General features: G+C 54.9%; 14 protein-coding genes. 9 read left to right on the plus strand and 5 right to left on the minus strand.

What is annotated here, in order from left to right; genetic code table 11:
• The first annotated feature begins 226 nt into the window (after positions 1-226).
• From pnp to mtr, 5 genes are all read left to right on the plus strand, one after another.
• Positions 227-2362 carry a polyribonucleotide nucleotidyltransferase gene (pnp, locus tag A8O29_RS03300; RefSeq protein ID WP_125352437.1) on the plus strand — a complete coding sequence of 712 codons (2136 nt, stop codon included), beginning with the start codon at positions 227-229 and terminating at the stop codon, positions 2360-2362.
• 108 nt (positions 2363-2470) lie between these two features.
• The gene (nlpI, locus tag A8O29_RS03305) at positions 2471-3358 is read left to right on the plus strand and encodes a lipoprotein NlpI (RefSeq protein ID WP_125352435.1); all 888 of its coding nucleotides are present in this window, start codon (positions 2471-2473) and stop codon (positions 3356-3358) included.
• 110 nt (positions 3359-3468) lie between these two features.
• Positions 3469-3546: a protein YrbN gene (yrbN, locus tag A8O29_RS03310; protein ID WP_110510645.1), complete on the plus strand. Its 78-nt coding sequence runs from the start codon at positions 3469-3471 to the stop codon at positions 3544-3546.
• Positions 3539-5515 (plus strand): DEAD/DEAH family ATP-dependent RNA helicase, encoded by a 1977-nt coding sequence (locus tag A8O29_RS03315; protein ID WP_125352433.1) that lies wholly within the window; start codon positions 3539-3541, stop codon positions 5513-5515. The genes yrbN and A8O29_RS03315 overlap by 8 nt, the downstream gene beginning before the upstream one ends.
• A 155-nt stretch (positions 5516-5670) precedes the next feature.
• Positions 5671-6915, plus strand: a complete 1245-nt coding sequence (gene mtr / locus A8O29_RS03320) for a tryptophan permease (RefSeq protein WP_125352431.1) — start codon at positions 5671-5673, stop codon at positions 6913-6915.
• A 94-nt stretch (positions 6916-7009) separates the two neighbouring features.
• On the opposite strand, the gene A8O29_RS03325 is transcribed toward mtr, so the two are convergent.
• From A8O29_RS03325 to ubiU, 3 genes are all read right to left on the minus strand, one after another.
• A complete protein-coding gene (locus tag A8O29_RS03325; protein ID WP_125352429.1) occupies positions 7010-8017 on the minus strand; it encodes a luciferase-like monooxygenase in 1008 nt (335 codons plus the stop codon).
• Between the two features lie 141 nt (positions 8018-8158).
• Positions 8159-9037, minus strand: coding sequence for a U32 family peptidase (locus A8O29_RS03330; RefSeq protein ID WP_420853964.1), 879 nt, complete (start codon positions 9035-9037; stop codon positions 8159-8161).
• An 8-nt stretch (positions 9038-9045) separates the two neighbouring features.
• Positions 9046-10041, minus strand: coding sequence for a ubiquinone anaerobic biosynthesis protein UbiU (gene ubiU, locus A8O29_RS03335; protein ID WP_125352425.1), 996 nt, complete (start codon positions 10039-10041; stop codon positions 9046-9048).
• Positions 10042-10259: 218 nt separating this feature from the next.
• Here ubiU and ubiT point away from each other — a divergent pair, with 218 nt between their 5' ends.
• Positions 10260-10784, plus strand: a complete 525-nt coding sequence (gene ubiT / locus A8O29_RS03340; protein ID WP_110510543.1) for a ubiquinone anaerobic biosynthesis accessory factor UbiT — start codon at positions 10260-10262, stop codon at positions 10782-10784.
• Positions 10778-11281 (plus strand): GNAT family N-acetyltransferase, encoded by a 504-nt coding sequence (locus A8O29_RS03345; protein WP_125352423.1) that lies wholly within the window; start codon positions 10778-10780, stop codon positions 11279-11281. Before ubiT ends, A8O29_RS03345 begins: the two co-directional genes overlap by 7 nt.
• Here the strand turns inward: A8O29_RS03345 and A8O29_RS03350 are convergent.
• On the minus strand, positions 11268-11552 hold the full coding sequence (locus A8O29_RS03350) for a GIY-YIG nuclease family protein (RefSeq protein WP_125352421.1): 285 nt from the start codon (positions 11550-11552) through the stop codon (positions 11268-11270). The genes A8O29_RS03345 and A8O29_RS03350 overlap by 14 nt on opposite strands.
• A 52-nt stretch (positions 11553-11604) precedes the next feature.
• Between A8O29_RS03350 and A8O29_RS03355 the strand changes: the two genes are divergently transcribed.
• Positions 11605-12048, plus strand: coding sequence for a YhbP family protein (locus A8O29_RS03355; protein WP_125352419.1), 444 nt, complete (start codon positions 11605-11607; stop codon positions 12046-12048).
• Here A8O29_RS03355 and A8O29_RS03360 read toward each other — a convergent pair.
• On the minus strand, positions 12028-12546 hold the full coding sequence (locus A8O29_RS03360; RefSeq protein ID WP_125352417.1) for a type 1 glutamine amidotransferase domain-containing protein: 519 nt from the start codon (positions 12544-12546) through the stop codon (positions 12028-12030). The two genes, A8O29_RS03355 and A8O29_RS03360, sit on opposite strands and share 21 nt — an antisense overlap.
• Positions 12547-12672: 126 nt before the next feature.
• Here A8O29_RS03360 and A8O29_RS03365 point away from each other — a divergent pair, with 126 nt between their 5' ends.
• Positions 12673-13320 carry an NAD(P)H-binding protein gene (locus A8O29_RS03365; protein ID WP_125352415.1) on the plus strand — a complete coding sequence of 216 codons (648 nt, stop codon included), beginning with the start codon at positions 12673-12675 and terminating at the stop codon, positions 13318-13320.
• Positions 13321-13323 lie beyond the last annotated feature (3 nt).

The raw sequence follows: 13323 nt of genomic DNA on the forward strand, positions 1-13323 counted from the left end.
GGGGCCTTTATGGCCCCTTTTTTCAACCAGCTGGCAGCAATTAACATGAAACTCATGTATTGTTTGTATTGCTGAAACAAATGATCTTCATTGCAGCGTTTCGCGCGGCTAATGAGAGACTTAACCGTAGGTTAGGATTGTCATTAGTCGCGAGGATGCAAGAGGATCGAGTCTTAAAACGGCACATCCAATGGTGTCCCGTTACTCATCTTGAAAGGATAAAATTTTGCTGAATCCGATCGTTCGTAAATTCCAGTATGGCCAGCACACGGTCACACTGGAAACCGGCATGATGGCGCGTCAGGCGACTGCTGCCGTTATGGTTAGCATGGATGACACCGCGGTATTCGTTACCGTTGTAGGTCAGAAAAAAACCAAGCCAGGCCAGGACTTCTTCCCACTGACTGTTAACTATCAGGAGCGTACTTACGCTGCTGGTAAAATTCCTGGTGGCTTCTTCCGTCGTGAAGGCCGTCCAAGCGAAGGCGAAACCCTGATTGCGCGTCTGATTGACCGCCCGGTTCGCCCGCTGTTCCCAGAAGGCTTCATTAACGAAGTTCAGGTTATCGCGACCGTTGTATCCGTAAACCCGCAGGTTAACCCTGATATCGTGGCAATGATTGGTGCTTCTGCAGCACTGTCCCTGTCCGGTCTTCCGTTCAACGGCCCAATCGGTTCTGCGCGCGTGGGTTACATCAACGACCAGTACGTACTGAACCCAACCCAGGAAGAGCTGAAAACCAGCAAACTGGACCTGGTTGTTGCCGGTACCGAAGCCGCTGTACTGATGGTTGAATCTGAAGCTGAACTGCTGAGCGAAGACCAGATGCTGGGCGCCGTGGTGTTCGGCCACGAACAGCAGCAGATCGTTATCCAGAACATCAACGACCTGGTGAAAGAAGCGGGTAAAGCACGTTGGGATTGGAAGCCAGAAGTCATCGACGAAGCGCTGCATGCGCGCGTTGCCGGTCTGGCACAGTCTCGTCTGAGCGATGCATACCGTATCACCGACAAACAGGAACGTTACACCCAGATTGATGCTATCAAATCTGAAGTGATCGCGACCCTGGTTGCTGAAGACGAAGCGCTGGACGCTAACGAACTGGGCGACATCCTGCACGGTATCGAGAAAACTGCAGTACGTAGCCGCGTATTGGCTGGCGAACCGCGTATCGATGGTCGTGAAAAAGACATGATTCGTGGTCTGGACGTGCGCACTGGCGTACTGCCACGTACTCACGGTTCCGCACTGTTCACCCGTGGTGAAACTCAGGCGCTGGTTACAGCAACTCTGGGTACCGCACGTGACGCGCAGAACATCGACGAACTGATGGGCGATCGCACTGACAGCTTCCTGTTCCACTACAACTTCCCTCCGTACTCCGTGGGCGAAACCGGTATGGTTGGCTCCCCGAAGCGTCGTGAAATCGGTCACGGCCGTCTGGCGAAGCGTGGCGTGCTGGCAGTGATGCCGACCACTGACGAATTCCCGTATACCGTTCGTGTGGTTTCTGAAATCACCGAATCTAACGGTTCTTCTTCCATGGCTTCCGTGTGTGGCGCTTCCCTGGCACTGATGGACGCAGGCGTACCGATTAAATCTGCAGTAGCAGGTATCGCGATGGGTCTGGTTAAAGAAGGCGAGAACTTCGTCGTTCTGTCCGACATCCTCGGCGACGAAGATCACCTGGGCGATATGGACTTCAAAGTTGCGGGTTCCCGCGAAGGTATCTCTGCTCTGCAGATGGATATCAAAATTGAAGGTATCACCAAAGAAATCATGCAGGTTGCTCTGAATCAGGCCAAAGGTGCGCGTCTGCACATCCTGGGCGTGATGGAACAGGCAATCAACGCACCGCGTGGCGACATCTCTGAATTCGCACCGCGTATTCATACCATCAAGATCAGCCCGGACAAGATCAAAGACGTTATCGGTAAAGGCGGCTCTGTTATCCGTGCGCTGACTGAAGAAACCGGCACCACCATCGAAATCGAAGATGACGGCACCGTGAAAATCGCAGCGACCGACGGTGACAAAGCGCAGTACGCTATTCGCCGTATCGAAGAGATCACCGCTGAAATCGAAGTGGGCCGCATCTACAACGGTAAAGTTACCCGTATCGTAGACTTCGGTGCCTTCGTGGCTATCGGTGGCGGTAAAGAAGGCCTGGTACACATTTCTCAGATCGCTGACAAGCGCGTAGAGAAAGTGACTGACTATCTGCAGATGGGTCAGGAAGTACCGGTTAAGGTTCTGGAAGTTGATCGCCAGGGCCGTGTCCGTCTGAGCATTAAAGAAGCGACCGAGCAGACTCAGCCTGCGGCCGCGCCGGAAGCTCCGGCAGCGGAACAGGGCGAGTAAGGTTGCCTATTAGCCCTCCGCCTTTGCGGAGGGCGCATTCCGGGCAGGACGCTTGTTAGCAGCCGGGGAACAGGACGTTCATCCAATTGTTGTCTTCGGGAGTGGGAAATGAAGCCTTTTTTGCGCTGGTGTTTCGTTGCGACAGCACTCACGCTGGCAGGATGCAGCAACTCCTCTGCCTGGCGTAAGAGTGAAGTCCTGGCGGTGCCATTGCAACCGACATTGCAGCAAGAAGTGATTCTGGCACGTATGGAACAAATTCTTGCCAGTCGGGCTTTATCCGATGATGAACGCGCACAGCTTTTATATGAGCGCGGAGTGTTGTATGATAGTCTCGGTTTGAGAGCATTAGCGCGTAACGATTTCTCGCAAGCGCTGGCAATCAGACCCGATATGCCTGAAGTATTCAATTACTTAGGCATTTATTTAACGCAGGCAGGCAATTTTGATGCTGCCTATGAAGCGTTTGATTCTGTACTTGAGCTTGATCCAACTTACAATTACGCATATCTGAACCGCGGCATCGCGCTTTATTACGGTGGTCGTGCTAAGTTAGCGCAAGATGATCTGCTGGCGTTTTATCAAGACGATCCCAATGATCCTTTCCGTAGTCTGTGGCTATACATCGTTGAGCGGAAGCTCGATGAGAAGCAGGCTGTCGTAGCACTCAAGCAGCGCTACGAAAAATCGGACAAAGAGCAATGGGGATGGAACATTGTCGAGTTCTATCTCGGTGACATTAGCGAAGCAACGCTGATGGATCGCCTGAAGACGGACGCAACGGATAACACCTCGCTCGCTGAACATCTCAGTGAAACAAACTTCTATTTAGGTAAGTACTACCTAAGTCTGGGGGACAAGGACAGCGCTACGGCACTGTTCAAACTGGCGGTCGCTAACAACGTTCATAACTTTGTTGAGCACCGATACGCATTGTTGGAATTAGCGCTCTTGGGCCAGGAGCAAGATGACCTGGCAGAATCGGACCAGCAATAGCTGACGAACATACAAATCAGACCATATTCTTTTTTGATTGCCATCATCTTCACGGGTGAGGGCTTTATTGTTCGTTAATTACCCAAATTTGAGCCGGTTCACACTTTTCAATGAAAATTGCAGGTCAATTTCACGATGAGTTATGTAGACTGGCCGCCATCTACGAGGCACGTGTACTACATGACTGATACCATCGAGACTACTACTATCGAAACTACTTTTTCCGATCTGGGTCTTAACGACTCCATCATTAAAGCTCTGAACGATCTGGGCTACGAAAAACCATCTCCAATCCAGGCAGAGTGTATTCCACATCTGCTGGGTGGCCGCGATGTACTGGGTATGGCCCAGACGGGTAGCGGCAAAACTGCAGCGTTCTCTTTACCGCTGCTGCACAACCTTGATCCAGAGCTGAAAGCACCACAAATCCTGGTGCTGGCACCGACCCGCGAACTGGCGGTTCAGGTTGCTGAAGCCATGACGGATTTCTCTAAACATATGCACGGCGTAAACGTTGTGGCCCTTTACGGTGGCCAGCGTTATGACGTACAGCTGCGCGCCCTGCGTCAGGGACCACAAATTGTTGTCGGTACCCCAGGTCGTCTGCTCGATCACTTAAAACGTGGCACGCTGAACCTGTCCAGCCTGAAAGGTCTGGTCCTGGATGAAGCTGATGAAATGCTGCGTATGGGCTTCATCGAAGACGTTGAAACCATTATGGCTCAGATCCCAGAAGGTCATCAGACCGCTCTGTTCTCTGCAACCATGCCAGAAGCGATTCGTCGTATTACTCGTCGTTTCATGAAAGAACCGCAGGAAGTTCGCATTCAGTCTAGCGTAACGACCCGTCCTGACATCAGCCAGAGCTACTGGACTGTATGGGGCATGCGTAAGAACGAAGCGCTGGTGCGTTTCCTGGAATCAGAAGATTTTGATGCGGCGATTATCTTCGTACGTACCAAAAATGCGACCCTGGAAGTGGCTGAAGCGCTGGAACAGAGTGGCTATAACAGTGCCGCGCTGAACGGCGACATGAACCAGTCCCTGCGTGAGCAGACTCTGGATCGTCTGAAAGATGGTCGTCTGGACATCCTGATTGCGACCGACGTTGCGGCCCGTGGCCTGGACGTTGAGCGTATTAGCCTGGTTGTTAACTACGACATCCCAATGGACTCCGAGTCTTACGTTCACCGTATCGGCCGTACCGGTCGTGCAGGTCGTGCTGGCCGTGCGCTGCTGTTCGTTGAGAACCGCGAGCGTCGTCTGCTGCGTAACATCGAACGCACCATGAAGCTGACGATTCCAGAAGTAGAACTGCCAACCCGTGAACTGCTGAGTGAGCGTCGTCTGGCTAAGTTCTCCGCTAAAATTCAGCAGCAGCTGGAAAGCAGCGATCTGGATATCTACCGCGGTCTGCTGGCAAAAATTCAGCCTTCTGCTGATGAAGCACTGGATATGGAAACTCTGGCCGCAGCACTGCTGAAAATGGCTCAGGGCGAACGTCCTCTGATCCTGCCACCAGATGCACCGATGCGTCCTAAGCGTGAGTTCCGCGATCGTGACGAACGTTTCGACCGTAATGACCGTGCTCCGCGCGGCGATCGTAACGACCGTGGCCCACGTGGTGACCGTCCAGAGCGTAGCGGTGAAGACCGTCCGCGTCGCGAACGTCGTGACGTTGGTGATATGCAGCTGTACCGCATTGAAGTGGGTCGTGATGACGGCGTTGAAGTTCGTCACATTGTTGGCGCTATCGCTAACGAAGGCGATATCAGCAGCCGTTACATCGGTAACATCAAGCTGTTCGGTACCCACTCTACTATCGAGCTGCCGAAAGGTATGCCGGGCGAAGTTCTGCAGCACTTTACTCGCACCCGCATCCTGAACAAGCCGATGAACATGCAGCTGGTCGGTGATGCAGTGCCGCACACCGGTGGCGGTGAGCGTCGCGGTGCTCCTGCTGGTGGTCGTGGCGGTTTCGGTGAGCGTCGTGAAGGCGGTCGCAGCGAAGGTGCTCGCGGTGGCGAAGGTCGTCGCTTCAGCGGTGAACGTCGTGAAGGTGGTGGTGCAGGCCGTTTCAGCGGTGAGCGTCGCGAAGGTGGCCGTGGGCCACGTCGTGATGATGCGCCAGTGCGTCGTCGTCCTACCGAAGCATAATTGCCAGATAAAAAACTACGTTTGCTGACGTAAAGTAAACGATACAGCCCCGGTATTTATTATCGGGGCTTTTTTTATTTCAATTGTACTCGTGTACTGGTACAGTGCTGCGCATAAAACTTATTTAGATTATTTTCTTCTGGAGAGCAGGCGCTATGGCGACATTGACCACCACAGCAACCCGGCCGTCATTGATTGGCGGGGTGGTGATTATCGGCGGAACGATTATTGGTGCAGGGATGTTCTCGCTGCCGGTGGTCATGTCCGGAGCGTGGTTCTTCTGGTCGCTGGCGGCATTGGTGTTCACCTGGTTCTGCATGCTGCATTCCGGGCTAATGATCCTCGAGGCCAACCTCAACTATCGGATTGGCTCGAGCTTCGACACCATCACTAAAGATTTGCTCGGTAAGCGCTGGAACATCATCAACGGGCTGTCGATTGCGTTCGTGCTCTACATTCTGACCTACGCCTACATCTCAGCGAGCGGCTCGATTCTGCACCACACGTTCAGTGAAATGTCGCTGAATGTGCCGCCGCGTCTGGCCGGGTTGGGCTTCGCGATTCTGGTGGCGTTTGTGGTGTGGCTCAGTACCAAAGCGGTCAGCCGAATGACGGCGATTGTCCTCGGCGCGAAAGTGATTACTTTCTTCCTGACCTTCGGCAGCTTGCTTGGTCACGTAGAATCGCCAACGTTGTTCAACGTGGCGGAACAGCACGCGACCTATCTGCCGTATCTGCTGATGACGCTGCCGTTCTGCCTGGCGTCGTTCGGCTATCACGGTAATGTGCCAAGCCTGATGAAGTATTACGGCAAAGATCCTAAGACCATCGTCAAGTGCCTGGTATACGGCACACTGCTGGCGCTGGGCCTGTATGCCGTGTGGCTGCTGGGGACGATGGGGAATATCTCGCGTCCAGAATTTATCGGCATTGCGCAGAAGGGCGGTAACATTGATGTGCTGGTGCAGGCGCTGAGCGGCGTGCTGAACAGTCGTAGTCTGGATCTTCTGCTGGTTGTGTTCTCAAACTTTGCCGTCGCGAGTTCTTTCCTCGGCGTGACGCTGGGCCTGTTCGACTATCTGGCGGATCTGTTCAAGTTTGACGATGCCCCGCTCGGACGTTTTAAAACCGCGCTGTTGACCTTCTTTCCACCGGTGATTGGCGGCCTGCTGTGGCCGAACGGTTTCCTGTATGCGATTGGCTATGCCGGTCTGGCGGCGACCATCTGGGCGGCGATTGTACCCGCGCTGCTGGCGCGTAAATCACGCAAGCGCTTTGGTAGTCCGCAGTTCCGCGTATGGGGTGGAAAGCCGATGATTGCGCTGATTCTGCTGTTTGGGGTCGGTAACGTGGTGGTTCACTTCCTGTCGAGCTTCAATGTGTTGCCAGTGTATCAGTAATCGTTAATGCCCGGCGGCGCAATGCTTGCCGGGCCTACGTGGCAATATACCTGTAGGCCTGGCAAACGAAGTGCCGCCGGGCAACAAACAAAAACTATCCCAACAACTCCTCTTTCACCTGCATCGCCAAATCGAACGAATGCAGGCGCGCCTGGTGATCGAAAATCTGCCCGTTGACCATGATTTCGTCGGCCTGTGTTTCACGCAGCACCGATTCCAGCCCATGACGAATTTTCGTTTTATCTCCCACCAACGACATGCCGAGCGCCTGATCGACGCCGTATTTCTCGCCCGGCGTCCAGAAGTGATCCATGTTCTGAATCGGCGGTGGCAGTTGCCCGGTTTCGCCCCGACGCAGTTTCACAAACGCCTGCTGCATGGTGGTGAACAGGAATTCCGCATCCCGGTTGCTGTCGGCAGCAATGATATTGATGCAGACCATCGCGTACGGTTTTTCCAGACGCGCTGACGGTTTGAACTGGGTGCGATAGAGCTGCAACGCCTGGAACAACATATCGGGCGCGAAGTGCGAGGCGAAGGCGAACGGCAGCCCCAGCTGTGCGGCAAGCTGGGCGCTGTAAAGGCTTGAGCCCAGCAGCCACACCGGAATTTTTTCACCGTATCCCGGGACCGGACGCACCTGCGGATTGGGATCACGCGCATCAAACCAGTCGACCAGTTCGGCAACGTCGCGCGGGAAGTTATCAATATCACCGCCCATATGACGGCGCAGGGCGCGCATCGTCGGCTGATCGCTGCCCGGCGCACGTCCCAGCCCCAAATCGATACGGCCTGGATACAGCGTGTTCAGGGTGCCGAACTGCTCGGCAATCACCAATGGAGAGTGGTTGGGCAACATGACCCCGCCAGACCCGAGGTGAAGCGTCGAGGTGTTAGCGGCCAGATAGCCAATCAACACCGAGGTTGCGGCGCTGGCGATCCCACTCATATTGTGGTGTTCGGCCAGCCAGTAACGGTGATAACCACGCTTCTCCGCGAGGCGGGCGAGGTCGAGCGAATGGGAAAAGGCTTCTTTCGCTGAAGAGCCCTGAGGGATCGGCGCCAGATCCAGCACCGAGAATGCACAATTTTTGTCAGTCATAACGGCTCACTTTGCTACAGCATCGTCATCAGATTGAAGGTCTTCTTCCAGCCTGGCGCAGGAAAATCGCGCCGGCCAGAAAAGCTGCATCTTTAATACTGCATTACAAACCGATAACCGTCGTTAACAAAGTGAGCTTTTTTATGCCTGTAGTTTGAGTCCGGCCAGACGTTTCCAGTAGCCGTTGCAGTCGCTGTGCGCTTGGAGCGCCAGCGGTGCGGCACCCTTTTCATTGGCGCGGAAGGCGTCAATCATCGCGAAGGTATCGGTGCCCATCGGCGACAGACGAACCATATCGACCAGACCGTCCATCGACTTCAGCTCATTGCCGAGGTTGTAAACGTAGCCACTCATGGTCTGAATACCGTTCAGGACAAACACCTGCTGGTTCTCCTGCGACAGCATATCGCGCCCGTTAGGATATTTGATGCAGCAGGTTTCGCACTCGTCCTTCGGCTTGTCTTCCGAGCGCGCGGTAAAGCAGCGGGCGGAATAGGCCAGTGGCAGGTGGCCGTAGCTCAGAACTTCCACTTCAAACTTATCGCGAATGCCCAGCTCTTCGCACTGTTTGAGCATGTTCACCAGCCAGTCGCGGGAAAGCTCGACCGGCATACACCAGCGCATCATGCCCTGTTTTTGCAACAGGCGCAGAGTCACGGCGTTATAGCAGTTCAGGGCGTGTCCGGCGACGAACGGCAGATTGCGATCGGCGCACAGGTTCACCACGCCAAGGTCGCTGGCTTCAATCAGGAAATCCCCGTTATCAACGTAGCGTTTCAGCTCATTGAGTTCGGAAGATGCCTGAACCAGCGCCAGAGTCGACAGCACGACCTGTTTGCCACTGCCCGCCAGGCTTTTCGCCATATCCAGCCAGTCGCCTACTTTGGTGGCGCGACGTTTGCTGCACACCGCTTCCCCAAGATAAATGGTATCGGCGCTGCTGTGGGCCGCCTGCTGGTAGAAGTCTTCCAGCGTCTCTTTTGACCAGTAATAGAGCACTGGCCCTAATGAATATTTCATCACGTTCCTTACTGCCATTTACGATGATACGCGCCAAGCGTGGTCTGGGTGCCTTCGGACATCGCGCCGAGCGTGTCCATCCAGGCGGATTGCGGCACAAAGTTTTTCGGGTCGGCCATGCAGCGGTCAATGGCCTGACGCCACACTTTCGCTACCTGGCTGACATAGGCCGGGCTGCGCTGGCGGCCTTCGATTTTCACCGAGGCAATATTCGCCGCGAGCAGTTCCGGCAGCAGCTCCAGCGTATTAAGGCTGGTCGGCTCTTCGAGCACGTGAAAACGCTGCCCATCCACGATGTAACGGCCTTTGCACAGCGTCGGATAACCGGCATTTTCGCCGTCCTGATAACGGTCGATCAGCACGTCGTTAAGGCGAGATTCCAGCCCCTGCGGCGTTTGCTGCCAGCGCACGTACTTCGCCGGAGAACAGGCTCCCACCGTATTTGGCGACTCCCCCGTTAACCAGGAGGAGAGAAAACAACGGCCTTCAGCCATAATGCACAGGCTGCCAAAGGCAAAAACTTCCAATGGAACTGGCGTGGTGCGCGCCAGTTGCTTAACCTGATGAATAGAAAGCACGCGCGGGAGCACCACGCGGGCGACGTCAAAGTTACGATGATAGAAGCGGATCGCCTCTTCATTGGTCGCGGAAGCCTGCACGGAAACGTGACGCTCAATGTGCGGATAGCGCTCGGCGGCGTATTCCAGCATCGCGATATCTGCGAGGATCAGCGCATCGGCGCCGAGCTGAGCGGCCATATCCACCGCACGCTGCCAGCGGACATAACCGTCTGGGTGCGCAAAAGTGTTGATGGCAATATGTAGCTTCCGGCGGTGCTGATGTACAAAGCTGACCGCTTCCTGCAGTTTTTTTTCGGTGAAGTTAAGGCCGGCAAAATGACGGGCGTTGGTGTCATCTTTCAGTCCGATGTATACCGCGTCGGCACCGTTTTCGATGGCCGCCTTAAGCGCCGGGAGGTTTCCGGCAGGGCAGAGCAGCTCCATAATATTTCCTGAGGCAGCGACCCGCAGGGCCGCGATTGTTAACGAACTGGGATTTTAGTTAACCCATCGTCGACTATTTTTGATTTGAGGCAGTTAAAAGCGGATTGAGGGTGCCAATAATGCGGCATAGCCTCTTACAGAATTGTTGATTTACGCCGCTATGTTGTTTCGCGGTTGTGGCAGAATAACCGGACTATTGCATTGAGGGAGTAAAGCTCGTGTTGGATAAACTGCGTTCACGCCTGGTACAGATGGGCCCGACTCTGATGAGCGTCCCGGTGAAAATCACCCCGTTCGCCTTAAAACGTCAGGTACTGGAACAGGTGCTAAGCTGGCAGTTCCGCCAGGCGTTAGCGGAAGGCGAACTGGATTTTCTGGAAGGCCGTTGGTTAAGCATTGATGTGCGCGATATTGGCCTGCGCTGGTTCACCTCCGTAGAAAATGACCGCCTGATTGTCAGCGATTCCGCAGATGCCGATGTGAGCTTCAGCGCAGACGCCAGCGATTTGCTGATGATTGCGGCACGTAAACAGGATCCGGATACGCTCTTTTTCCAGCGCCGCTTAGTGATTGAGGGCGACACGGAATTAGGGCTGTACGTCAAAAACCTGATGGACGCCATTGAGCTTGAGCAGATGCCAAAAGCGCTGCGTATCATGCTGCTGCAACTGGCGGACTTTGTTGAGGCGGGGCAGCAGAACCCGCCACAAACCAGACACACATCGGTAGGTGAACCATGCTGATTCGAGTGGAAATTGGGATAGACGCACCGGGCATTGATGCCCTGCTGCGCCGTTCGTTTGAAAGCGACGGTGAAGCCGAACTGGTGCAATCCCTGCGGGAAGACGGCCTGATTACATTGGGTCTGGTCGCTACGGATGACGAAGGACAGGTTGTCGGCTACGTGGCCTTCAGTCCGGTAAGCATCGAAGGCGAAGAGTTGCAGTGGGTCGGGCTGGCGCCGCTGGCCGTTGATAAAGCGTATCAGAGGCAGGGTATTGGCCGCCAGCTGGTCTACGAAGGGCTCGATTCACTGAACGAGTTCGGCTATGCCGCCGTGGTCACCCTCGGCGACCCAGCGCTGTACGGGAAACTGGGCTTTGAACCGGCGGCCCGCCATGATTTACGCTGTCGTTGGCCGGGCACCGAAGCGGCCTTCCAACTGCGCCCGCTGGCGGATGACGCGCTGAATGGCGTGCACGGCCAGGTAGAATACTGCGACCACTTTAATCGTCTCTGAGGCGCTCCAGTAGCGCGTCAAACGAGGCATCCCCGGCGACGAGGCGCTCTTTGTGGCGCTTCGTCAGCTGTTTAATCTGATACTCCACGCGCAATGCAAGTGAGTAGTCACCAACCTCTCTGGAGAAGGCCAGCGCCAGTTCTCCCTTTCCCCGCAATGCTTTCGCACCCTTACCGCTCTGATGCTGTGCCAGACGGCGTTCAACGTCGGTTGTAATGCCCGTATAAAGGCGGTTATCAGGGCTTCGAATCAAATAGACAAACCAGCACACGTTCCGCCTCCTGTGTTAAGGTGAGCGCACCATAGCACGCGGGAGAGCAAAAATGGAGTCACTGGCCGCCATCAGTCGATGGCTGGAAAAACAGCATGTTGTCAGCTGGAGTGTGGCAAAGGATGGCGAGCTGTGGGCCGCCTGCGCATTTTATCTCTATGACCGTGAAAACGTGGCCTTCTACCTGCTCACGGAAGAAACCACCCGTCATGCGCAAATGAGCGGTCCGCGCGCTGTTGTCGCCGGGACGGTCAATGGGCAGCCGAAAACGGTGGCACTGATCCGCGGTGTACAGTTTCGTGGTGAAATACGGCGAATGGACGAAAATGAGAGTGCGGCGATGCGTGAACGCTACTATCGCCGCTTTCCGATGGCCAGAATGCTGCCGGCACCCTTATGGGAAATCCGCATTGATGAACTGAAATTCACCGACAACACGCTGGGTTTTGGCAAAAAAATGATTTGGTTGCGAAAATCAGGCACCGAGCAGGCGTAATGCCTCGCGATTAAAGGCCGGCAGGTCATCCGGTGTCCGACTGGTCACCAGTTGGTCCTTATCCACGACCACTTCCTGATCGTAAAACTCACCGCCCGCATTTTTAACGTCCACCACAATGGGTTTCACAGCAGTGAGCTTGCGTCCACGCAGGACATCAGCGCTAATCAATAATTGTGGGCCGTGGCAAATGGCGAACACCGGTTTCCCGCTGTTGATGAAATCACGGGTAAAGGTGACAAAACGCTCATCCCCGCGTAACTGGTCCGGTGAATAGCCGCCGGGAAGCAGCAGGGCGTCAAAATCAGCCGGGCTGACCTCATCAATCGCTTTATCGATAGCGACGCGAGTCTCGCCTTTTTTGCCGGTGACCGTTTTGCCCGCCTGTTTTTCAATGGTGATCACCTGATGACCCGCTTTCTTAAATTCAGCGGCGGGTGAAGCAAACTCTGAATCTTCAAACTCGTCGGTTAACAAGACTGCTATTTTCTTGCTCATGATTCCTCCGTGGTTCTGGCTTCAGAAAGGTAAATTCTCCAGAAATGGTAAATACTCATTCAGACTGTTAAGCCTGGTTCATTCTGGAATAGTGATCACACGGAAAATTCTGCAAAGGAGAATTAAATGACTCATGTACTGATTACCGGGGCAACCGGTCTGGTTGGTGGGCACTTACTGCGGATGATGGCGCTGGAACCGCGTATCACGCAGATAACCGCCGCCACCCGACGCCCGTTGCAGGATATGCCCGACGGCGTCATCAATCCTCACGACCCGCAACTCACCGATGCGCTGGCCACGGTCACTTCCCCTGTGGATATCGTGTTCTGCTGCCTCGGCACCACCAGGCGTGAAGCCGGCAGCAAAGAGGCCTTCGTACATGCCGATTACACGCTGGTGGTGGATACCGCGCTCACCGGCCAGCGGCTTGGCGCGCGTCACATGCTGGTGGTCAGCGCCATCGGTGCCAACGCCCGGTCGCCATTTTTCTACAATCGCGTTAAGGGGAAAATGGAAGAGGCGTTGATCGCGCAGAACTGGCCGCAACTCACCATTGCACGTCCGTCGATGCTGCTGGGCGACAGGGAAAATCGACGCCTGAACGAATCGCTGATGGCGCCGCTGTTTGCGTTCCTGCCCGGTAACTGGAAGTCCATTGACGCGCGCGACGTCGCAAAGGCGATGCTGATAGATGCACTCTCGCCTGCAAAACAGGGTGTGAACATCATCCCCTCCGCAAAATTACGTGAAATGGCGGCGGGCCAGGCGTAACAT

Source organism: Scandinavium goeteborgense, from assembly GCF_003935895.2.
GTDB classification, from domain to species: domain Bacteria; phylum Pseudomonadota; class Gammaproteobacteria; order Enterobacterales; family Enterobacteriaceae; genus Scandinavium; species Scandinavium goeteborgense.